Genomic DNA, 20111 nt, shown 5'->3' with positions numbered 1-20111 from the left:
ATGACAGCAGACTCCCAGCCCGGATGGATCGGCGAGGTAGCCTTCAACGAAGACGGCCTCGTTCCCGCCATCGCCCAGGATACCGCCAGCGGCGACGTGCTGATGATGGCCTGGATGAACGCCGAAGCGCTGGAAAAGACAGCGGAAACCGGCGAAGCCGTCTATTATTCCCGGTCACGGGACCGGCTCTGGCACAAGGGCGAAAGTTCCGGCCATGTGCAGAAGGTCCACGAGATGCGGCTGGACTGTGATGCGGATGTCATCCTGCTGCGGGTGGAACAGATCGGCGGCATTGCCTGCCACACCGGGCGGCGACACTGCTTCTACCGCCGACTGGAGAACGGTGCCTGGCAGGAATCCGGAGCGGTCCTTAAGGACCCTGAAGCCATTTACGGAGCGGAGCAGAGCTGATGGACACGGTACTGAGCCAACTGGCCGAGGTACTGGAAGAACGGCGCCGGAATGCGGACCCGGACGACTCCTACGTTGCGAAGCTCCATCACAAGGGGCTCAACAAGATTCTTGAGAAGGTCGGGGAGGAATGCACGGAAACCCTGATCGCGGCCAAGGACGCGGAACACTCCGGAGACAACCGGGAGTTGATCGCCGAAACGGCGGATCTGTGGTTCCACAGTCTGGTCATGCTCTCCAACCGGGGCGAAGGCCCGGACGCAGTGCTCAATGAACTGGCACGGCGTTTCGGCCTCTCCGGCCTTGAAGAAAAAGCCCGGCGCACGCCGGAATCCTGAACGGGAGGAATTCAACATGGGTGGAATCAGTATCTGGCAGCTTCTGATCGTCTTCGGCATCGTCATTCTGGTGTTCGGGACCAAGAAACTGCGCAACATGGGCGGCGACGTCGGCAGCGCCATCCGCAACTTCAAGCAGGCCATGAACGATGGCGACAGCGAGAAGTCAAAGGATGAGGAGCAGGAGGACGACACCCCGGGCGGTCGCACTCTGGAGCAGAAGAACAGCGAGGAGACGCCCGAAGCGGAGAAGCGCCGCGATCACGAGCATTCCTGAGGCGCCCTGAATGTTTGATCTCGGGTTCCTGGAGCTCTTCCTCTGCGGCGTCATTGCCCTCCTGGTACTGGGGCCGGAACGGCTGCCCACAGCGGCACGCACGGCCGGGCACTGGATCGGCAAGGCCCGCCGCATGACCCGCCAGTTCTCCGAGGAACTCGACCGCCAGGTCAAGGCCGAGGAGATCCGGGAACAGCTGCGCCGGGAGAAGAGTGACATCGGCTACGAGGACATCCAGAAGAACATGCGTGAAGCTCTGGACGAGGCGAAGCTGGATGAGGACTACCTGAAATCCGACTCCCGCAGCAGCAACAGCAGTGACGGCACCGACAAGGACCACCAGGGAGGCCCCCGGAACCCCTCATGAGCCAGCAGGACGACTCCCTCGACGAGAACACCATGCCGCTGGTGGCCCACCTGGTGGAGCTGCGCAACCGGCTGCTTAAGGCCATTCTCGCCATCCTGGTGATCTTCCTGGCGCTCTACCCCTTCGCCAACCAGCTCTATGCCTGGCTCTCCGGCCCACTTCGGGCCTATCTGCCCGAGGGCAGCAGCATGATCGCCACAGACGTGGCAGCCCCCTTCTTCGCGCCCCTGAAACTGACCCTGGTGCTGGGCACCTTCCTGGCCATGCCGGTGGTGCTCTATCAGATCTGGCGCTTCATGGCCCCGGGGCTGTACCGCCACGAAAAACGCATCGCCTTTCCGCTGCTGGCCTCCTCCATCCTGCTGTTCTACCTGGGGGCAGTGTTCGCGTACTACGTGGTCTTTCCACTGGTATTCGCTTTCTTCACCTCCGTGGGGCCGGCTGAGGTTACGGTCATGACGGACATGAGCAGCTACCTGAGCTTTGTGCTCAAGCTGCTGTTCGCCTTCGGCATCGCCTTCGAGATCCCGATCGCCATCATGCTGATGATTCTCAGTGGTGCCACGGATACCCAGTCCCTGCGCGAGAAGCGCCCCTACGTGGTGGTGGGCTGCTTTGTGGTGGGTATGCTGATGACGCCACCGGACATGATCTCCCAGACGCTTCTGGCCGGACCCATGTGGCTGCTGTTCGAGATCGGACTCATCTTCGGTCGCATGGTCGAGCGCCGCCGCCCACCGGATGATGCGGACGCGGCATGAACCTGCTCCTGCTTCACCCGGAACAGTTGGTGACGCCGGAGCGGGCCCGTGTGACCGGTCGCCAGCTGCAGCACCTCCATCAAATACATGGGGCCAATACGGGCGACTCACTGAGAGTGGGACTGCGTGACAGCACCATGGGGACGGGGCGGATCGAACACCTGGATGCGCACGAGGCCACGCTGGCCATAGAACTGGATGAGGCGCCACCTGCGCCCCTGCCACTGACCCTGGTCCTCGCGCTGCCACGCCCCAAGATGCTGCGCCGGATCATCCAGTCCGTCGTTTCCATGGGCGTCAAGCACCTCGTGCTGGTCAACAGCTACCGGGTGGAGAAAAGCTACTGGCAGACCCCCTGGCTGCAACCGGAATCCCTTGCTGAACAGATCACCCTGGGGCTGGAACAGGGGCGGGATACCGGGTGGCCGACAATCCTGCAGCGCAACCGCTTCAAGCCCTTTGTAGAAGATGAGCTCGCTGCCATCACAACCGGGAGCCGCCGTCTGATCGCCCATCCCGGCAGCGCCGGTGCCTGCCCGCAGGGCCTGGACGAACCTGTAAGCCTTTGCATCGGCCCGGAGGGCGGCTTCATTCCCTATGAAGTGGAACTGATCCGCGATCAGGGTTTTGAACCGGTGCATCTGGGACCACGGATACTGCGCACGGAAACCTTTGTTCCTGCAGCTCTCGGGCGTTTATTCGATATCCCCAATGGGTAAGCTGCTCAGAACAGAAAAGCAGGATTCCTTGCAGCGGCTTCACGCTTTGTATAAGAATAGTGATCGCTTTACCTCCGCATGGTCTCTATGAGCCAAACCACCAACAACCAGACTGAAGGGTCAGCCACAGCTCCGGTCGAGGGAGCAAGCCCGAACCAGCCTCTCAACGCCAGCATCATGCTGATCCTGGCAGTGGGGGTGGGTATCTTTGGTGGTTTCAGTGCGATTGCCTTCAAAGCCATCATTGGTTTCTTCCGCAACCTCTTTTTCTATGGCGAGCTGAGTCTGGCCTTCCAGCCGGATATCCATATCGCCCCGAGCGTCTGGGGTGCAGGGGTCATCCTGGTGCCTGTTGTCGGTGCCATCATCGTTAACTGGATAACCGAACGGTTTGCTCCGGAAACCCGCGGCCACGGGGTCCCGGAAGTGATGAACGCCATCTACTTCAGCCAGGGCCGGATCCGGCCCTCCGTGGTGATCGCCAAGGCGCTGACTTCCGCAGTTTCCATTGGCAGTGGCGGGTCTGTCGGGCGTGAAGGCCCTATTGTCCAGATCGGCTCAGCCTTCGGTTCCAGTCTGGGACAGCTCATCACCATGCCGGCACGCCAGAGGGTGGTGCTCGTGGGCGCAGGTGCCGCAGCCGCGGTGGCCGCAACCTTCAATGCCCCGATTGGCGGGCTCGCCTTTGCCATGGAGCTGATGCTGGTCTCGATCAGTGCCCGCACAGTCACCGTGGTGGCAATTGCCACGGTAACGGCGACCTATATCGGGCGTTTCTACAGCGGCCTCCACCCCTCGTTCGATGTCCCCGAGCTGGTGGTCTTTGAGAACCATCTGGTGGGCTTCTACTCACTGTTGGCCTGTATTCCGCTGGGGGCGCTGATCGGCGTCATTTCATCCGGTTTCATCCGCTCCATCTATTCGTTCGAGGACTGGTTCGAACGCCGCTTCACCAACTCCTATGTGCGCCATGTCAGTGGGATGGCTGTCGTCGGCGTCATGCTGTACGGATTCATCGTCTATACCGGCCAATACCACATTGGGGGGGTTGGCTACCCCACTATTCTGGATGTTCTGCGCAGTATCCTCTCCGATCCACTGTTCCTGGCCCTGCTTTTCCTGGGTAAATGGCTGGCAACAGCGCTGACGCTGGGCTCCGGCGCCTCCGGCGGCGTTTTTGCTCCTTCGCTGTTTCTCGGCGCCATCTTCGGAGCCCTGTTTGGCAACCTGGTCCTGATGGTCTTTCCGGCCAGCGGCGTCGATCCAGTGGTACTCGCGATTGCGGGCATGGGCGGCATGATCGCGGGAACCACCGGTGCGGTGCTGACCGCCGTCATCATGGTCTTCGAGCTGACCGGTGACTACGCCGCCATGCTGCCGATTATCGCAACGGTGTCTTTTGCCTACGCGGTTCGGTCGGCGATCACTGAGGAGAGCATCTATACCCTCAAGCTGGTACGGCGGGGCTACAGTGTTCCCCACGGCCTTCAGGCGGCAACGTCCCATCTCCACAGCGCGGGGACACTGATGAATACCGAATTCGACCTGATTGATGTCCAGCTTCTGAGACAGTGGGAGGCGACCCACACCCCGGAAAGGGCCCCCCGTTACGCCATAGCGGTGGATGACGACACCATTGATGGTGTGGTCCATGAGAACCTGCATCTTCTGAGCGCTCCGGAAAACACTGACTGGACCATTGATCGCAACTTCCTCAGGGTCACGTCCGAAACCAGCTGGTCAAAGCTGATGCGCTCCATGCATGCCAGCAACTGCGAGGTGGTTCTCGTCATGCATGATGAAAACAGTCAACGGGCCACGGATGTCCTGGGCGTTATTACCCCGCGCGAGATCTCCCTGGCGTCCAAGGAAGACGCCTACCTCATGCATTAACATCCAGGGGTCACGACCTGCCCATGAGTACTGATACGCCTCTGAACCGGGAACCGAATGACGAGCGCGAGGCACCCGCGCTCGTTTTTTCCCTGATCGCCGTTATCGTGGGCATTGTCACGGGCCTCGGCGCGGTTCTCTTCTATTACCTCATCAGCTTTTTCCACAATCTGTTCTTCTATGGGCGCCTGAGCCTGACTCTGGGTGGGGAGAGCCTTCTGGAACCCAGCATCTGGGGCCCTTTTGTAATCCTGGTTCCCGTGATTGGCGGCCTGGGCGTGGTCTGGCTGACCCGTACGTTCGCACCCGAAGCGCGTGGCAGCGGCGTTCCCGAAGTCATTGATGCGGTTTACTTCCGGGAGGGGCTGATCCGCCCTGTTGTTGCCGCCGCCAAGTCGCTGGCCTCCGCATTGTCCATCGGAAGCGGTGCGTCAGTGGGCAAGGAAGGGCCCATTATCCAGATCGGGGCGTCACTCGCCTCAAGCATTGCCCGCCTGGTCCATCTCAGCACCTGGCAACGCATCACCCTGATTGCTGCCGGCGCGGGAGGGGGGATTGCGGCCACCTTCAATACGCCACTGGGCGGTGTCATGTTCGCGGTTGAGCTGATGCTGCCCGAGCTCAGCGTCCGGACCTTCATGCCCGTGGTGCTGTCGACCGCCACCGCCAGCTACATCGGGCGCACCACACTGGGGATGACACCGGCGTTCGTGATCCCCGCACCAGAGGCCGTCAGCGCTGGCGCCCTGGACTTCTACAACATTGCTGCCATGAGCGTCCTGGGTGTCGTCTGTGGTGTTACGGCCTGGCTCTTCATTCGCCTCCTGTCGTTCACGGAAGTCACCTTTGAACGATTGACCAGCAACCAGTACCTTCGACACGCCACTGGCATGCTTTTTGTCGGCCTCATGCTTTTCGGCTTCCAGTACACCTATGGCCATTACCATATCGCCGGTGCCAATTACGCCACCATCAGCGAAATACTCCACGGGAACCTGCTGGCGTTTCAGCTGCTTGTGCTGCTGTTCGGGGCCAAACTGCTGGCGACGACCCTCAGCCTGGGCTCGGGATCATCCGGGGGTATCTTTTCACCAGCACTTTTCCTGGGTGCGACACTGGGGGCTGCGTTTGGCATCGCGCTCTCCCTGATCTGGCCAACCGCGAACATCAATCCCATGAACTATGCCGTGGTTGGCATGGCCAGTGTTGTCGGTGGTGTTACGGGGGCGGCACTGACAGCCATTGTGATGGTGTTCGAGATGACACGCGCCTACACGATCATCATCCCGCTCATCATTGCTGTTGCCGTCGCGATCGGCATCCGCCGTGCGCTGATTGATGAAACGATCTACAGCATCAAGCTGACACGCCGCGGCAAACATTTTTCAAGTGAACGCCACCGCAACCTTTTCCTCATGCGTCGCGCGGAGGAGTTCACCGAAGAGGGGATTGCCACTCTTCCCGAGGCCACCACCGTCAGCAATGCCTTCGAACTTCTGGGGCGTGAGGCCGAAGTCCAGTACCTGTTGCTGACCGACGAGTATGATGAGGTCAGCGGAATTCTCTCATTTGAAGGCCTGCTCGCAGCCGAACATGAACACCATGAAGACTGGCCGCTGGCGAGGCTGGGCCACCGGCGGTTCGTTCAGGTGGGGGCCAGGGATCTGCTCAGCCAGGTGGTGCAGCAGCTGACCCAGCAGGGAGTGGACTATGCACTGGTCTACGCCGGCGCGGCGGAAACCGGCCTGGCCGAGGAAGTGGTGGGTGTACTCGACAAGGATCACCTGGCGGACAGTGTGATGGAGCAGTTCCGGAGCTTCAGCACCACCCCCTGATCACTCCGCTTCAGCCGGCAGGGGCGGCGAGAACCGCGGCAGTGGATGACGGCTGCCCATGGCCTCGGCCGCAATCCGGTTCTTGATGCCGGTCTGGCCGTCCAGCCAGCGCATGCCAGTGTTTCGCAGCCAGCGCAGGGGCAGCTCATCCCGGGCGAAGAGCTGCTTGAAGCCCTCCATGGCAGCCATGAGCGACAGATTCTCCACCTTGCGCCGGCGCTGGTAACGCTGCAGGGCGCTGGAGTGCGAAGGCTCCAGACCACGCTCCATGGCCAGCCGGATCTCATCCGCCAGGACAGCCGCGTCCGCAAATCCGAGGTTGACTCCCTGCCCAGCCAGCGGATGGATGGTGTGTGCGGCATCCCCGACCAGAACCACCCCCGGACGCGTGTACTCCCGGGCATGACGCTGGCGCAACGGCAGGGCATGGCGTGTGGACACCGCCTCCACCGCCCCGAGGGTCCACTCCAGTGCCGCGCCCAGCTCACCGGCGAAGGCGCCTTCGTCCAGGTTCATCAACCGCGCCGATTCTCCCACATCCTGGGACCAGACGATGGAAACGAACCGGTCACTGCTCTCCTCGTTGGCCAGAGGCAGGTAGGCCACCGGGCCAGTGGTCATGAACCGCTGCCAGGCGGTGCGCTGGTGGCCGTATTCCGTACGCGCGGTACACACGATCGCCTGCTGGTCGTAATCCCACTCGCGGGTAGCCAGACCGGCCCAATGGCGTATGCGGGAATTGGCACCATCCGCACCGACCACCAGCCGCGCCTCGAGCCAGCGGCCATCGCTGAGCATCACCGCCGAGCCCGCGCCTGTCGGGCGCCAGTGACGGACGTATTCCCCGTCCAGCCAGGTCAGGTTGGGTTCCGCCACCATGGCCCGGGCCAGCGCGCCCAGCACGACCCGGTTCTCCACAATGCTCCCCAGCCGGGAAAGCTGGAGTTCAGCAGCGTCGAAGTGGATGCTGCCGGTACCCTCTGCATCCCAGACACGCATTTCGCGATACGGGCAACAGCGCCGGGCTTCAATCTCCGACCAGATACCAAGGTCCTCGAGCAGCTGCCGCGTGCCCTCGGTCAGGGCACTGACCCTTGGCTCGAACCCGTGGACAGTGGTAGCCGGCTCCAGCTCATGCAGCTGGGTCTCCCGGGACTGGGGCTCCACTACGGTGACCTCCAGCCCCTGGCGGGCCAGCAGCAGCGCCAGTGCGCCGCCAACAAGGCCGCCACCCACAATGGCAACGGTGGTGCGTTCCGTAAGCGGGGTATCAGTCATGGCCGAGGGAGCTCCGTTTTGTGTTCAGTCCCATGTTGCGCTGCGCCAGCCAGTGCCGCGGACCAGGCGCTGCGTCCAGAGCCGCCAGCCCCAGGTCCCGGAGCCGGCCGGGGAAACCGCCCTTTTCCGAGAACACCCGCACCAGGCTGTCGGAGAAACCGACAATGGCGTCCACATCCTGCTGATGGGTCGCTACATAGGAGGCCAGCGTTTCCGGCTGGCCCAGGGAGGCCGGTTCATCGGCAGCCCCAGCGAGGCGGCTGCTGAGCCGCATCAGCCCGCGCAGGGCCAGGTTGAAACCCTGTCCAGCCACCGGATGCAGGGAATGGGCCGCATTGCCCACCAGTACCACCCCGGGGCGTACCGGGCTGGCGACCTGCTCCAGCGCCAGCGGGTAACTGTGGCGCTGCCCCACGTGCTCAAACCGGCCCTGCCGCCAGCCGAAACGCTGCTGGAGCTCTGCCAGGAAGGCATCGGTGCCCAGGGCCATGCGGCGCTCAATCTCGGTACTGTCCATGGTCCAGACCAGCGCGTAGTCATGGCTGCCCCTGTGGGGCAGCAACGCCACGGCTGCGCCGTCGGCAAAGCGCTCATAGGCCTGGTTCCGGTGCGGCTCACCCATGGTGACGGTGGCGACCAGGGCGTGCTGGCCATAGTCCTGCCGGCGGGCACTGAACCCCAGCTGTTCGCGCAGGCCGGAGCGGCCCCCATCAGCCACCACCAGGAGACGCGTCTGCCACCACAGCTGCTCACCGTTCTGTTCCACCAGAACCTGCGCACCCTCACTGCCGGTCTCCGCCGTGACCACCCGCGCCGGGCAGATCCAGTGGGTGGCGGTTTCCTGAAGGGCAGAGACCAGATTGAGACCCAGCCAGGCGTTATCCACCACATACCCCAGCGCCTCCGTGCCGTGCTCCGACGCATGCATGCGGGTGGTTCCGGGGCGTCCCCGACTGGAGACATGGATGTGCTCAATAGGCGTGGCGGCGCGGGCAAGCTCGGGCCAGACACCGAGATCCTCGTAGATCAGACGGGAGCCGTAGGCCAGCGCCGTGGCGCGGGCATCATAGCTGGGCTGGAACTGCGTCTGCGGGTCCACTGATGGATCCAGCGGCGAGGATTCCACCACGGCAACGTCCAGCGACGGCGCCTGCCGGGCCAGGCCAAGCGCCAGGGAGGCACCCGCCATGCCGCCGCCAACAATGAGCACATCACAGTGGCGAATAGAGGAACCCGGATCACTCATCGGCCATCAGCGCCTCAATGTCCGCTATCTCCTTGGGCACATCCGGTGTCAGATTGCGGTAACCGGAGCGGGTTACGACCACGTCGTCCTCGATGCGCACGGCAATGCCCTGCCAGCGCGCCTCCACGCCCGTCTTACCCGGCGGGATGTAAAGCCCGGGCTCAATCGTCATCACCATTCCCGGCTCCAGCACCCGCCAGGCGCCACCAATGCGGTAATCCCCAACGTCGTGCACATCCATACCCAACCAGTGACCGGTCCGGTGCATGAAGAAGTCGCGGTAATGGCCCTGCTCCACAACCTCCTCAAGACTGCCGGTGAGTATGCCCAGATCCAGAAGCCCCTGGCTCAGGACCTCGACAGCTGCCTCATGGGGCTGGTTCCAGTGATTCTCGGGCGTAACCTTCTCAATCGCCGCCTTCTGCGCCGCCAGCACGATCTCGTAAACCGCTTTCTGCTCCGCCGTGAAACGACCATTGGCCGGGAAGGTACGGGTGATGTCCGCGGCGTAGCCGTTGTACTCGCAGCCGGCGTCGATCAGCACCAGATCGCCGTCCGCCAGCATGCCCTGGTTCTCGGTATAGTGGAGAACGCAGCCATGGGAGCCGCTCGCGACAATGGTCGGATAGGCGGGCGCACTGGCACCCTGATCCAGGAAGCGGTAGAGCAGCTCCGCCTCCAGCTGGTATTCGCGCAGTCCAGGACGGGCGCGGCGCATGGCCTGGCAGTGCGCATCGGCGCTGATCCGCCCGGCCTGCTCCATGACCCGAAGTTCCGCCGCACTCTTATAGAGGCGCATGTCGTGCAGGGTGTGCTCCAGGGCCACGAACTCACCCGGTGGCTTGGCCCCGCTGCGTACCCGCGCACGGATGCTGTTGACCCATTCCATGACCCGGCTGTCAAAGGCCGAATCCCGGCCGATGGAGTAATAGACCCGTGAGCGCCCCTCGATCAGCCCCGGCAGGATGTCGTCGATGTCGCTGACGGGAAAGGCGTCATCCACGCCATAATCAGCCACCGCGCCATCCGGACCCACCATGAATCCATCCCAGAGCTCCCGGTCGGGGTCGCGCTCCCGGCAGAACAGGACCGTCTCACCGTGTTCCCGGCCGGGAACCAGCACCAGCACCGCGTGCGGTTCCTGGAAGCCGGTGAGGTAGAGGAAGTCGCTGTCCTGACGATAGGGGTATTCGGTATCCCGGCTGCGGGTCCGTTCCGGGGCCGCGGAGACAATGGCGATACTTTCCGGCGCCATCTGCTCCATCAGGCGGCGCCGGCGGCTGGCATGCTCGTCACGGTCAATTGCGGTCTGGGTCTGCTTGCTTGCGGCGGTCATTGGCACTCCCGGTCAGTGCAGTGTCTGTTGGTCCGGCTGGGGATGGTTGAACTCGGCGAAGACATTGAGAACACCCACCCGGATGTACTCGGAGACCTCCTCAATGTCGCGGTCACCGTCTTCTTCCGAGTCGTCCGCTTCGTTTTCCACCTGGCTGATGGCCACGAAATCCCGGATCAGCTCACGGATATCGTCCGGCGCCCGGCTGAGCCCGTCGCCAGCAGCCCGGGCCATGCCTTCGAGGAACCCCCGGACCCAGTTGGAAAGCGCCTCCAGACGCTGATTGCGCGGGGCCTGCTCAGGCGGCAGCAGCAACCGGAAGTCCATGTCCTCGGACTGCAGGGAAGCCAGGGTCGCCGCGTAGAACGCGTGCAGGAGGGCGCGCGGGGATACCTGCTCATCCTCCTCCTCTTCCTTCAGCCGGTCGCATCCCAGATGCTCCAGCACCAGGTTCTCCCAGCGCTCGCTGGAAAGGCGCTCACCGGCAGCCAGCTCACCGGCCAGCAGGCCGTGCAGTTCACTGGGATGATTGATGGCGCCATGGCGTCCGTGGAGGTCGGACCACAGGTCAAAATCGTAGACAATCTGCTGGAGTCGCTGTGTATCGTTCTCGTCAATCCCGCTCATAGGGGGCCTGATGCTCCTGGTTCCCGGTTCGGTGTCTGCAGGGCCCTACACTAGCATTTCCCGGCTGCCTGTCGTACCGCAAATTGACCGCTCCCGGGGAGCCCACTATAGTGATTTTCCAGAGGCGATTCCCCGGAGAGGCGTACCATGGACCAAGCGGAACTCGAGGCACTGGCCGCCCGCATCGAGCGGCTGATCGAGCGCAATCGCCAGCTGGAAGCCGAAAACGCGCGGCTGCGCCAGGCCCAGGAGGACTGGCAGCAGGAACGCGTCCAGCTCATGCAGAAGAATGACATGGCACGCCACCGGATCGAGGCGATGATCTCACGGCTGCGCTCACTGGAGCATCACTGATGGCGGAACACACGGATAAGGAAACAGTCGCGGTCAACATCCTCGACAAGGAATACCTTGTTGCCAGCCCCGGCGATGCCCGTGGCGAGCTGGAACGCTCCGCCCGCTACCTGGATGAGAAGATGCGCGAGATCCGCGCCAGTGGCCGTGTCTTCGGCACCGAGCGGATCGCGGTCATGGCCGCACTCAACATCACCCACGAACTGCTGCAGAACAGTGGCAGCATGCCCGAATCCGCCGAGCGCACACTGCGTGAACTCGACGAACGGGTGCGCGAGGCACTGGAGCAGCCCCAGGCGGACACCGGCGCCTGAATACCGGCACAATGCCATTGCATTCCCCCCCGCCTGTCAGCCTATAATCACACGAACTCTCTGGGCTGTACGACTTCACTGGATGTTGTCCTCGAGCCGATGCGCACGACCAAAGGGAGCCGCTCCCTGGTGATGTGAGCAAGTCCTCCACCGCAGAGGAAAGCCTGATTCACTATCAAGGGGCTCCCGCCTTGAACTACTGGGTTCAAGGGCACGATCCGGTCCGGCAGCCCGGAGGGTTTCATTACCTGCCTTGCCAAGAATGTCATGACGCGCCATCAAGCAACCCGAAAACAGCTCCGCAGGGAACTGCGCGCACGACGGCGTGCGCTTAGCCCGCAGCAGCAGAAGCGCGCATCGCGCAGACTCTGCCGCAACCTGCTGGCCAGCCGTGAACTCCGGGATGCCCGCAGCATTGCCCTTTACTGGCCCAGTGACGGCGAGATTGACCCGCGCCCACTGCAGACAGCGGTGGAACGCATGAACAAACACTGCTACCTGCCGGTGCTCCACCCGATATTGGGCAACCGCCTCTGGTTCCTGCGCCTGGACCGTAATACCCCCATGCGCCGCAATCGCTTTGGCATACCCGAGCCCAGTCTGAGCCGGGCTGCGTCCAGACCGGCATGGGCACTGGATGTGGTTCTGATGCCACTGGTGGGTTTTACGGCGCAAGGGGACAGGCTGGGGATGGGAGGCGGCTTCTATGACCGGACCTTTGCGTTCCTGAGACAGCCCAACCGCCACAGGCCGAAGCTGGTCGGGCTGGCTCACGAGGGCCAGCGGGTCGATGCAATGCCGACCGCCAGCTGGGATATCCCCATGGATGCCATTGTGACGGATCAGGGATACTACCCGGTGGGCGACCGGGGCGCTTAACTCAGTTGATGGCGCGCCCTGTGGAACCCTGATCGGTCAGCGTTGCCTCCTGGATGGCGCCGGAGGTCAGTCTGGGTTCATCGGATACGGCGAGCGAGGTCAGGCCACTGACCAAGAGCCCAGTAGCAAACACCACTACCAGAACGCGGATAACGTCGGGTCGGCGGTTCATCGTCGGTTGTCTCCTGCCAGCTGTTCTTTTTTCTTATTGGATTATCAACAATACCCGCGAAACAGGAATCTAGGCCTGTTTCTTCGGACAGTGGCACAGAGTCTAGCAGTAAAACCCTTTTTTACAATTCATAAAGGTTTCCACATTATTATGACTTTGTAAGATTGTGCAATCTACTGCCCGAGAAACAGACGATAGGCTGGATCATCGCCGATCTCCTCATATTCAAACCCGATTTCATCCAGCATGGCCCGGAAGTCACCCAGTTCCTCATCCTCAACCTGCGCCCCCATCAGGATCCGGCTGTAGGCGGCCCCGTGATTGCGGTAATGGAACATCGAGATGTTCCAGCGGCTGCCCAGTGACATCAGGAAGGTGATCAGTGCCCCCGGACGCTCGGGGAAAGTGAACTGGAAGACTTTTTCATTGGTGACCGAGGGCGCGTGCCCGCCGACCATGTGCCGGATGTGCTGCTTCGCCAGGTCGTTGTCCGTCAGGTCCAGCACCGGATAGCCCAGATCCCCGAGCTCGGTCACCACCTCGTTGCGACCCAGACCGCCCGACTGGATCTGTACCCCCACGAAGATATGGGCTTCGTCCGCCGAGGAGTAGCGGTAGTTGAACTCGGTGATATTGCGCTTGCGCAGGGCCTGTATAAACCTGCTGAAGCTGCCCGGCTCCTCCGGAATGGTCACCGCCAGGATGGCCTCCCGCTGCTCGCCCACCTCAGTACGCTCCGAAACATAGCGCAGCCGGTCAAAGTTCATATTGGCGCCACTGAGAACACCGATCAGGTTCTCATCCTCCAGCCCCTGGCGCTGGACGTATTTCTTGAGTCCCGCCACCGAGAGCGCCCCTGCCGGCTCCTGTATGGAGCGGGTGTCCTCAAACACGTCCTTGATCGCGGCACAGATTTCGTCGGTCGTGACAGTAACCACCTCGTCCACGTGATCCTTGCACACATCCCAGGTGTGGCGGCCGATCTGTTTCACCGCCACACCATCGGCAAAGATCCCGACCTGGGGCAGCGTCACGCGCCGACCCGCCTTCAGGGCCTCGGAAAGGCAGGCGGAATCCTCGGGCTCCACTCCGATCACCCGTGTCTCCGGGCGCAGGTACTTGATGTAGGCTGCCATGCCAGCGATCAGCCCCCCGCCACCGACCGGAATGAAGACCGCGTGGATCGGCTTGGTGAACTGCCAGAGCAGCTCCATGGCCACCGTGCCCTGGCCGGCGATGGTAGCCGGGTCGTCATAGGGGTGAATGTAGGTATAACCATGCTTCTCGATCTGTTCCTGGGCGTAGGCAGCGGCCTCATCGAAGGCGTCGCCGATCAGCACCACTTCAGCGCCATGATTGCGCACGGAGTTCACCTTGATCTCCGGCGTGGTCCGCGGCATGACGATGGTTGCATGGATACCCAGCTGGGTGGCCGCCAGCGCCACACCCTGAGCATGGTTGCCCGCGGAAGCAGCGATCACACCGCATGCCTTCTGGGCATCCGAGAGCTGGCTGATCTTGTTGTAGGCGCCACGCAGCTTGAAGGAGAAGACCGGCTGCAGATCCTCCCGCTTGAAGAAGATATTGTTGCCAAAGCGGCGGGTCAGGTTGCGCGCATGGGTTACGGGCGATTCGATCGCAACGTCGTAGACGCGCGCGTCCAGGATCTGGCGGATATAACGGTCGGGCATTGTGAGGCTCTCTCTCGTCAGACAGCCTCACAGTGTAAGAAGGATACGGGCACCACGTCCACGCGTGATACCCGCAATGCCCTCATTTGAGGGCTTCGTCGAGCATATAGTCAACCGCGACCTTCATCTCGGCCTCGGAGCAGTCACCGCAGGTCCCCTTGGGCGGCATACCCTTGAAACCGTTGATGGAATTCTCATAGAGACCTTCCCGGCCACGGGCATCAACACGGCTCTGCCATTCGTCGGCGGCGTCCAGCTTGGGCGCGCCCGCCGCACCGATCATATGGCAGGTGCTGCAATAGTTGTTGTAGATCTGTTCGCCGGAACGCTCCTGGGCCACGCCGGTACTGGCCGCGCCCATGGCGAGAACAGCGCCGAGGAACGCGATCGGTTTGATGATTGTCTTCATGGGAACTCCTTCATTGTCATCGTGCAAAAACAGCTGTCATCGTTTTACACCTTACACGGCGTACTCGGCAAACACATTGACCCTACTCAATCAGAGCCGGGGATCAGACCATGCTTTCTAAGCCGATACAGTAATGTGTCACGGGTTACGCCGACCAGCGCCGCGGCCCTGGTCCGGTTTCCGCCGGAACGGCTGAGCGCCTGCCGGATAAGATCCGCCTCCACATCCTCAAGTCTAACGCCCTCAGGCGGCAGATACACGCCCAGGTGCGGCTCCGGCACGCAGCTGTCAGCAAACCATTCAACGGGAAGGTCGCGGGATTCAAGCGTACGCCCTGGCATCAGAACCACGCAGCGTTCAACCAGGTTCCTCAGCTCACGCACATTGCCTGGCCAGGCGTACCGGGTGAGTCGTGTACGCGCACTCTGCGCAAAGGCCGGTGCATCGACCCCATGCGTCTGTGCAAGCTCCCCCCGAAAACGGTCAAGCAGCAACCCGATGTCCCCATCGCGCTCTCTGAGAGGAGGCAGTGTCAGCGGAATCACATTGAGCCGATAGAACAGATCCGAGCGGAACCGTCCCTGCGCCACCAGGGCGGAAAGGTCCTGATGCGTCGCCGCAACAACCCGTACATCGAGGGTCTCAGCTCTGCCAGAGCCAAGGCGCTGGCATTCGCCCTCCTCCAGAAAACGCAGAAGCTTGGCCTGCCCTGCGAGAGTAAGCTCGGCTATCTCATCCAGAAACAGGGTGCCGTTCTGAGCCTGATGGACAAATCCCGGTGCATTCCGGTCCGCACCGGTGAAAGCTCCCTTCCAGTAACCGAACAGCTCCGCCTCTACCAGCTCTGATGGCAACGCGGCACAGTTCACCGGCACCCAGGGCCCTGTGTGGCGCCTGCTCGCCTCGTGTATACCCCGTGCAAGCAGCTCCTTGCCGGTGCCACTCTCGCCGGTCACCAGCGCCGTTGCATCCGTGGCCGCAACCAGCGCCGCCGAGCGCAACACGGCCTGCAGAGCCGGCGAGTCACCACCGAGCAGTTTAAAGGCATCACTGCTGAACATGCTCACTGCTCCTGTCTACACCCATTCAAATCTACTCTCCCGTGCCTGCTGCGATTACTGCCCTGGCGCCAGAGCAAGCGGCACCAAAGCCAGCGCAATGATCACAGCGCCCGCCACCTGACGGAACAGCGGACTGGCCATAACACGCCGCATCCGATCGGCCATGATACCCACCAGCAACAATGTCGGCACGGTCCCCAGGCCGAAGAAAAGCATGACCCCAGCGCCCTGCCAGGCGGAACCGGTGCTCAGGCTGTAGACCAGCGCCGAGTAGACCAGACCACAGGGCAGCCAGCCCCAGACCAGCCCGAAGCCAAACGCCTGAGGCAGCGAACGCACCGGCAGTAACCTGCGCCCCAGAGGCTCCAGCCAGCGCCACAGCGGGCGCCCCATTGACTCGATCCATGCAAACCGGGAAAACCAGCCGCCAATGTGGAGCCCCAGGGCGACCAGAAATACCGCCCCAACAGTGCGCATGACCAGAGCGCTACCTCCGCCGGCCACACCCTGGAGCACCCCGGCACCCCCCGCCACCAGGGCGCCGGCCAGCATGTAGCTGCTGATCCGGCCCAAGTGGTAGTGCAGGCTGAAAACCACAAACAGCCAGCGCCTGGCCCGGATACCGGGCGCCAGACTGTAGGTCAGCGCGCCCACGATGCCGCCGCACATACCGATACAGTGCGTACTGCTGACCACCCCAAGAAGGAAGGCTGTCAGCCAATCTGTCCACCACATCCTACACAGCTCCCGCGCTCGTGGACTTAAGGAATATCAACAGATGTGCCAAATCGCACAATGACCGGGTGATTTCACACAGCACCCGCCGCTGCGCTGCGCCGGTTTTCCACCTGGCTCCCTGAAAACCCGTCATGGCGCGGGCCACAGGCTATCACCGCCAGCCACAAAGCTGGCCCACATCCTGCAACCCCACCCACAAGATCCACTGACCCTCAGGGAGTAACGGATGATACACAAGCCCCTCCGGCGGCGCACCACACCCATTCTGGCCGCCACCATGCTGGCTGGGAGCACCCCGGCACTGGCCCAGACCATGGCCCTCGAGCCCCTGGTCATTACCACGTCTTCCATGGACACCCCCTACGAGGTGACCTCCGACCCCCGCAAACCCCATGCCTCACTGCCGGCGCAGGATGGTGGCGCCTACCTGGAATCGGTGACCGGGTTCAATGTCAGCCGCAAGGGCGGCACCAGCGGCGAACCGGTTCTGCGAGGCCTTGGCGGCTCCAGGCTCAACATCTCCGCCAGCGGCGGCGCCATCCCCGGAGGCTGCCCCAGCCGCATGGATCCGCCAACCGCCTACATCTTCCCCCAGTCCTATGACCGGATCGAGATCACCAAAGGCCCCCAGAGTGTCCGCTACGGCCCCGCCACCGCAGGCAGCGTGCGGTTTGAGCGGGATACCCCGGATTTCTCCCGTGCGGCCACCCGCGGCTTTGCAAGCTTCACCGCAGGCAGCCATGCCCGCAATGATATGGCCACGGACATCACCACCGGCGATGCCAACGGCTACGCCCGCTTCATCGGCACCCTCTCCTCGCAGGATGACTATGAAGACGGTGGCGGCGAAACCGTCCACTCCCAGCACGAACGCTGGAGCACCAGCGCCATCGCCGGCTGGACCCCGGGCAGTGATACAGAGGTCGAGTTCAGCTACGACCGCAGCAACGCCGAAGCCGCCTACGATGACCGGAGCATGGATGGCACCGACTTTGACCGGACCGGTTACCGTCTTTCAGGCTCCCGCAGGAACCTGACCCCCTGGCTGACGCGTGTGGAAGCCACTGCCTACTACAACAACGTCCATCATGTCATGGACAACTTCCGGCTCAGGGACCCGGGCAACATGGCCATGACCCGCATTGTGGAGCGTACTACCCTGGGCGGACGCCTTGCGGCGGACATGGCACTGTTCGCCGGGATGGATCTCCATGCCGGAATGGACTTCGCCACCAATGAGCACGCCGACAGCGGACCCCTCATGACGATGGGAAGCCCGCTGGCAGGGGCGCGCTTTCGTAACGCACCAACACCGGACACCGCCGAATTCGCTGATTTCGGCCTTTTCGCGGACATGGAGCAAGCCATCAGCGAAACCTCATGGATCACCCTGGGCCTGCGCGGCGACTACCACGAAGCCGAAGCATTAGCCGCCGGTTTCGGCAACGCGGATCAGGGTGAAGCTGACCACCGCACCCAGTGGAGTGGTTTCGGCCGCTACGAAGTGGCGCTTGAGGACCTGCCCCTCAACCTCTATGCCGGCTTGGGCCGTTCGGAGCGCGCCCCGGATTTCTGGGAACGGGAAAGGGATTTCGGCATTGGCAATGAGGCACTGACCCAGGTGGATGCCGGGGTCACCATTGACCATCGGCGGGTCCAGGGTACGGTCGCCCTCTTCCACGGCTGGTACGATGACTACATCCTGATCACCGACCAGGGTGACAGTGCACGCAACGTGGATGCTGTCACCCGTGGCCTAGAGGCGGACGTCACCATCACACTGACCCCTGCGCTCAGCCTGAATTCCAGCCTGGCCTGGACACGCAGCACCAATGACACTGACAACGAGCCACTGGCACAGACGCCTCCGCTTGAGGGAACCCTGGGCCTGGACTACGCCCATGCCGGCTACTCCGCTGGTATACAGTGGCGTGGTGTCGCCCGCCAGGATCGCGTGGACGAGGGCAGTGGCACGATCTACAGCCTGGACACCCGGGAAACCCCAGGCTTCGCCACCCTCTCCGTACACGGCGGCATTCAGCTGTTTGAGCGCACCCGCCTGAGCGCGGGCATCGATAATGTTTTTGACCGTCGCTACGCAGAGCACATCCAGGAAGGATCTGCGGATCTGGGCGCCAGCAGCGAACCCATCAATGAACCCGGGCGTATCCTCTGGGCGAACCTCACGACCGAATTCTGACTTTTCCCGTGCCTCTCTCGGGAGTTGCCGGCCTCCGGGCCGGCTTTTTCCATCCCCTGCCCTTAACATTCATTCCTGACGCAGGTAATCTCTGTGCGCACGCACAGTTCACGGGGAAGCATTGATGCAGGGATCCGACGAAACGCTCGAAATCCATACCCGGCGGCATGTCCAGGCGACCACCCTGTGGCTCCATGGGCAGGGCACCAGCTCCGAGGACCTGACGCCCCTCTTCAAGAATCTGAGCGACTCCCGTGAACTGGGGCTGCGCTATCTGGCCCCGAACGCGCCCGTGCGTCGCCTGGCGGCGCTCGGCGACCGCATGGGCCGGGCCTGGTACGACATGGCGGCCGCGGACTCCCAGGAACCCGACGCGGAAAGCCTCTCGGAAAGCCACGCTCAACTGAGCAGCCTCCTCGAGGCCGAGAGGGAGGACCACATGCCCTCCCGGAAAACCGTCATTGGGGGTTTTTCCCAGGGCGGCGCACTGGCCCTGTACACCGGGCTCCAGTATCCCCACGAGTTGGCCGGGATCATCATGCTTTCAGGCGAGCTGCTCCACCCCGAAGACCTGAGCGAACGGATCCACCCCGCCAATACAGCCACGCCCATCCTGATAATCCACGGCACGCATGACGGGATGATCCCGGTGGAGGAAGCCGAGGCCAACCGCGATCGGCTGCTGGCCCTGGGCCTGCCCGTGGAATGGCATACCCTGCCCCTGGACCACGAGATCAGCATGGAAACCATCAGCATCATCGACCAGTGGCTCCGGGCACGCCTGGAAGCCCAGGGCGTGACCCCGGGGCAGAACGACTAATAGCCCGGCATCAACCAATCACTGTCCGGCTCATGGCCGGCTTCGATGGCCTGATTGTAGCCCTCCAGGAAGCAGGCGGTGATATCACGCAGCGCCTCCTCGGCGCTGTCATAACGGGCAGCTTCCGGAACTGCCGGTTCCTGCATACCCGGCGCCTGCAGATAATAGTTCTGGTCCGCCTCCACCCAATCCCCATTTACCCCTTCATAGAGCCAGACCCGGATCGTGGTCAGGATGCCCTCAAGCCGGAAGCTGTATTCAGAAACCAGCTTTCTCGCCCCAACGATCCCGGGCTGGTCAAGAACCTGCGCCACACCTGATTCGCTACTCATCGCACTCACTCCGTAATTTGTCAGCTGACTCTGCTCAGCTATATTAGTTCACA

General features: G+C 62.6%; 23 protein-coding genes and 1 other RNA gene. 14 read left to right on the top strand and 10 right to left on the bottom strand.

All coding sequences use genetic code 11. The features are described 5' to 3' along the window. The 8 genes from hisI (at position 1) to F3089_RS06295 (ending at position 6601) form a co-directional block, all read left to right on the top strand. Entirely contained in the window at positions 1-411 is a 411-nt protein-coding gene (gene hisI, locus F3089_RS06330) for a phosphoribosyl-AMP cyclohydrolase (RefSeq protein ID WP_151439967.1), read from the top strand. Then, positions 411-749, top strand: coding sequence for a phosphoribosyl-ATP diphosphatase (locus F3089_RS06325; RefSeq protein WP_151439966.1), 339 nt, complete (start codon positions 411-413; stop codon positions 747-749). The genes hisI and F3089_RS06325 overlap by 1 nt, the downstream gene beginning before the upstream one ends. A 16-nt stretch (positions 750-765) precedes the next feature. Continuing rightward, positions 766-1026, top strand: coding sequence for a Sec-independent protein translocase subunit TatA (tatA, locus tag F3089_RS06320; RefSeq protein ID WP_151439965.1), 261 nt, complete (start codon positions 766-768; stop codon positions 1024-1026). A 10-nt stretch (positions 1027-1036) separates the two neighbouring features. Then, complete coding sequence (gene tatB / locus F3089_RS06315; RefSeq protein ID WP_151439964.1) at positions 1037-1393, top strand: Sec-independent protein translocase protein TatB; 357 nt, start codon at positions 1037-1039, stop codon at positions 1391-1393. Next, complete coding sequence (gene tatC, locus F3089_RS06310; protein ID WP_151439963.1) at positions 1390-2154, top strand: twin-arginine translocase subunit TatC; 765 nt, start codon at positions 1390-1392, stop codon at positions 2152-2154. Before tatB ends, tatC begins: the two co-directional genes overlap by 4 nt. Continuing rightward, a complete protein-coding gene (locus tag F3089_RS06305) occupies positions 2151-2873 on the top strand; it encodes a 16S rRNA (uracil(1498)-N(3))-methyltransferase (RefSeq protein WP_151439962.1) in 723 nt (240 codons plus the stop codon). Before tatC ends, F3089_RS06305 begins: the two co-directional genes overlap by 4 nt. Positions 2874-2960: 87 nt before the next feature. Continuing rightward, complete coding sequence (locus F3089_RS06300) at positions 2961-4766, top strand: chloride channel protein (protein WP_202405678.1); 1806 nt, start codon at positions 2961-2963, stop codon at positions 4764-4766. A gap of 23 nt (positions 4767-4789) precedes the next feature. Next, on the top strand, positions 4790-6601 hold the full coding sequence (locus tag F3089_RS06295) for a chloride channel protein (RefSeq protein WP_151439960.1): 1812 nt from the start codon (positions 4790-4792) through the stop codon (positions 6599-6601). Here F3089_RS06295 and F3089_RS06290 read toward each other — a convergent pair whose 3' ends face one another. From F3089_RS06290 to F3089_RS06275, 4 genes are read right to left on the bottom strand one after another with little or no spacing between them, the layout of a single operon-like run. Beyond that, the gene (locus F3089_RS06290) at positions 6602-7879 is read right to left on the bottom strand and encodes an FAD-dependent monooxygenase (protein WP_151439959.1); all 1278 of its coding nucleotides are present in this window, start codon (positions 7877-7879) and stop codon (positions 6602-6604) included. It lies immediately after the preceding gene. Next, positions 7872-9125 (bottom strand): 2-octaprenyl-6-methoxyphenyl hydroxylase, encoded by a 1254-nt coding sequence (ubiH, locus tag F3089_RS06285; protein WP_151439958.1) that lies wholly within the window; start codon positions 9123-9125, stop codon positions 7872-7874. The genes F3089_RS06290 and ubiH overlap by 8 nt, the downstream gene beginning before the upstream one ends. After that, entirely contained in the window at positions 9118-10461 is a 1344-nt protein-coding gene (pepP, locus tag F3089_RS06280) for a Xaa-Pro aminopeptidase (protein WP_151439957.1), read from the bottom strand. Before pepP ends, ubiH begins: the two co-directional genes overlap by 8 nt. Before the next feature lie 12 nt (positions 10462-10473). Beyond that, on the bottom strand, positions 10474-11088 hold the full coding sequence (locus F3089_RS06275; RefSeq protein ID WP_151439956.1) for a UPF0149 family protein: 615 nt from the start codon (positions 11086-11088) through the stop codon (positions 10474-10476). Positions 11089-11235: 147 nt separating this feature from the next. Between F3089_RS06275 and F3089_RS06270 the strand changes: the two genes are divergently transcribed. The 4 genes from F3089_RS06270 to F3089_RS06255 all read left to right on the top strand — a co-directional run bounded on the left by F3089_RS06270 (position 11236) and on the right by F3089_RS06255 (position 12635). Then, complete coding sequence (locus F3089_RS06270) at positions 11236-11442, top strand: TIGR02449 family protein (protein WP_077529508.1); 207 nt, start codon at positions 11236-11238, stop codon at positions 11440-11442. Beyond that, positions 11442-11756, top strand: a complete 315-nt coding sequence (locus tag F3089_RS06265) for a cell division protein ZapA (RefSeq protein WP_095615715.1) — start codon at positions 11442-11444, stop codon at positions 11754-11756. The genes F3089_RS06270 and F3089_RS06265 overlap by 1 nt, the downstream gene beginning before the upstream one ends. Positions 11757-11810: 54 nt before the next feature. Then, positions 11811-11998: non-coding RNA, 6S RNA (gene ssrS, locus F3089_RS06260), on the top strand. Positions 11999-12023: 25 nt separating this feature from the next. Next, a complete protein-coding gene (locus tag F3089_RS06255; protein WP_151439955.1) occupies positions 12024-12635 on the top strand; it encodes a 5-formyltetrahydrofolate cyclo-ligase in 612 nt (203 codons plus the stop codon). A 1-nt stretch (position 12636) separates the two neighbouring features. Here F3089_RS06255 and F3089_RS15835 read toward each other — a convergent pair whose 3' ends face one another. The 5 genes from F3089_RS15835 to F3089_RS06235 form a co-directional block, all read right to left on the bottom strand. Beyond that, entirely contained in the window at positions 12637-12807 is a 171-nt protein-coding gene (locus tag F3089_RS15835; RefSeq protein ID WP_192497284.1) for a hypothetical protein, read from the bottom strand. Between the two features lie 173 nt (positions 12808-12980). Next, entirely contained in the window at positions 12981-14498 is a 1518-nt protein-coding gene (gene ilvA / locus F3089_RS06250; protein WP_151439954.1) for a threonine ammonia-lyase, biosynthetic, read from the bottom strand. 82 nt (positions 14499-14580) lie between these two features. Then, positions 14581-14907 carry a c-type cytochrome gene (locus F3089_RS06245; protein WP_151439953.1) on the bottom strand — a complete coding sequence of 109 codons (327 nt, stop codon included), beginning with the start codon at positions 14905-14907 and terminating at the stop codon, positions 14581-14583. Positions 14908-14993: 86 nt separating this feature from the next. Continuing rightward, positions 14994-15968 (bottom strand): sigma-54 interaction domain-containing protein, encoded by a 975-nt coding sequence (locus tag F3089_RS06240; protein ID WP_151439952.1) that lies wholly within the window; start codon positions 15966-15968, stop codon positions 14994-14996. 54 nt (positions 15969-16022) lie between these two features. After that, the gene (locus tag F3089_RS06235) at positions 16023-16703 is read right to left on the bottom strand and encodes a sulfite exporter TauE/SafE family protein (protein ID WP_151439951.1); all 681 of its coding nucleotides are present in this window, start codon (positions 16701-16703) and stop codon (positions 16023-16025) included. Positions 16704-16932: 229 nt separating this feature from the next. Between F3089_RS06235 and F3089_RS06230 the strand changes: the two genes are divergently transcribed. Continuing rightward, the gene (locus tag F3089_RS06230) at positions 16933-18906 is read left to right on the top strand and encodes a TonB-dependent copper receptor (protein WP_151439950.1); all 1974 of its coding nucleotides are present in this window, start codon (positions 16933-16935) and stop codon (positions 18904-18906) included. A gap of 124 nt (positions 18907-19030) precedes the next feature. Then, positions 19031-19726 (top strand): alpha/beta hydrolase, encoded by a 696-nt coding sequence (locus F3089_RS06225; RefSeq protein ID WP_151439949.1) that lies wholly within the window; start codon positions 19031-19033, stop codon positions 19724-19726. On the opposite strand, the gene F3089_RS06220 is transcribed toward F3089_RS06225, so the two are convergent. Continuing rightward, positions 19723-20058 carry a hypothetical protein gene (locus F3089_RS06220; RefSeq protein WP_151439948.1) on the bottom strand — a complete coding sequence of 112 codons (336 nt, stop codon included), beginning with the start codon at positions 20056-20058 and terminating at the stop codon, positions 19723-19725. The two genes, F3089_RS06225 and F3089_RS06220, sit on opposite strands and share 4 nt — an antisense overlap. Positions 20059-20111: the final 53 nt, after the last annotated feature.

The sequence above is a fragment of the Halospina sp. K52047b genome (assembly GCF_008709855.1).
GTDB lineage: Bacteria > Pseudomonadota > Gammaproteobacteria > Pseudomonadales > Oleiphilaceae > Halospina > Halospina utahensis_B.
This window is presented reverse-complemented; position numbering and strand designations above follow the sequence as displayed.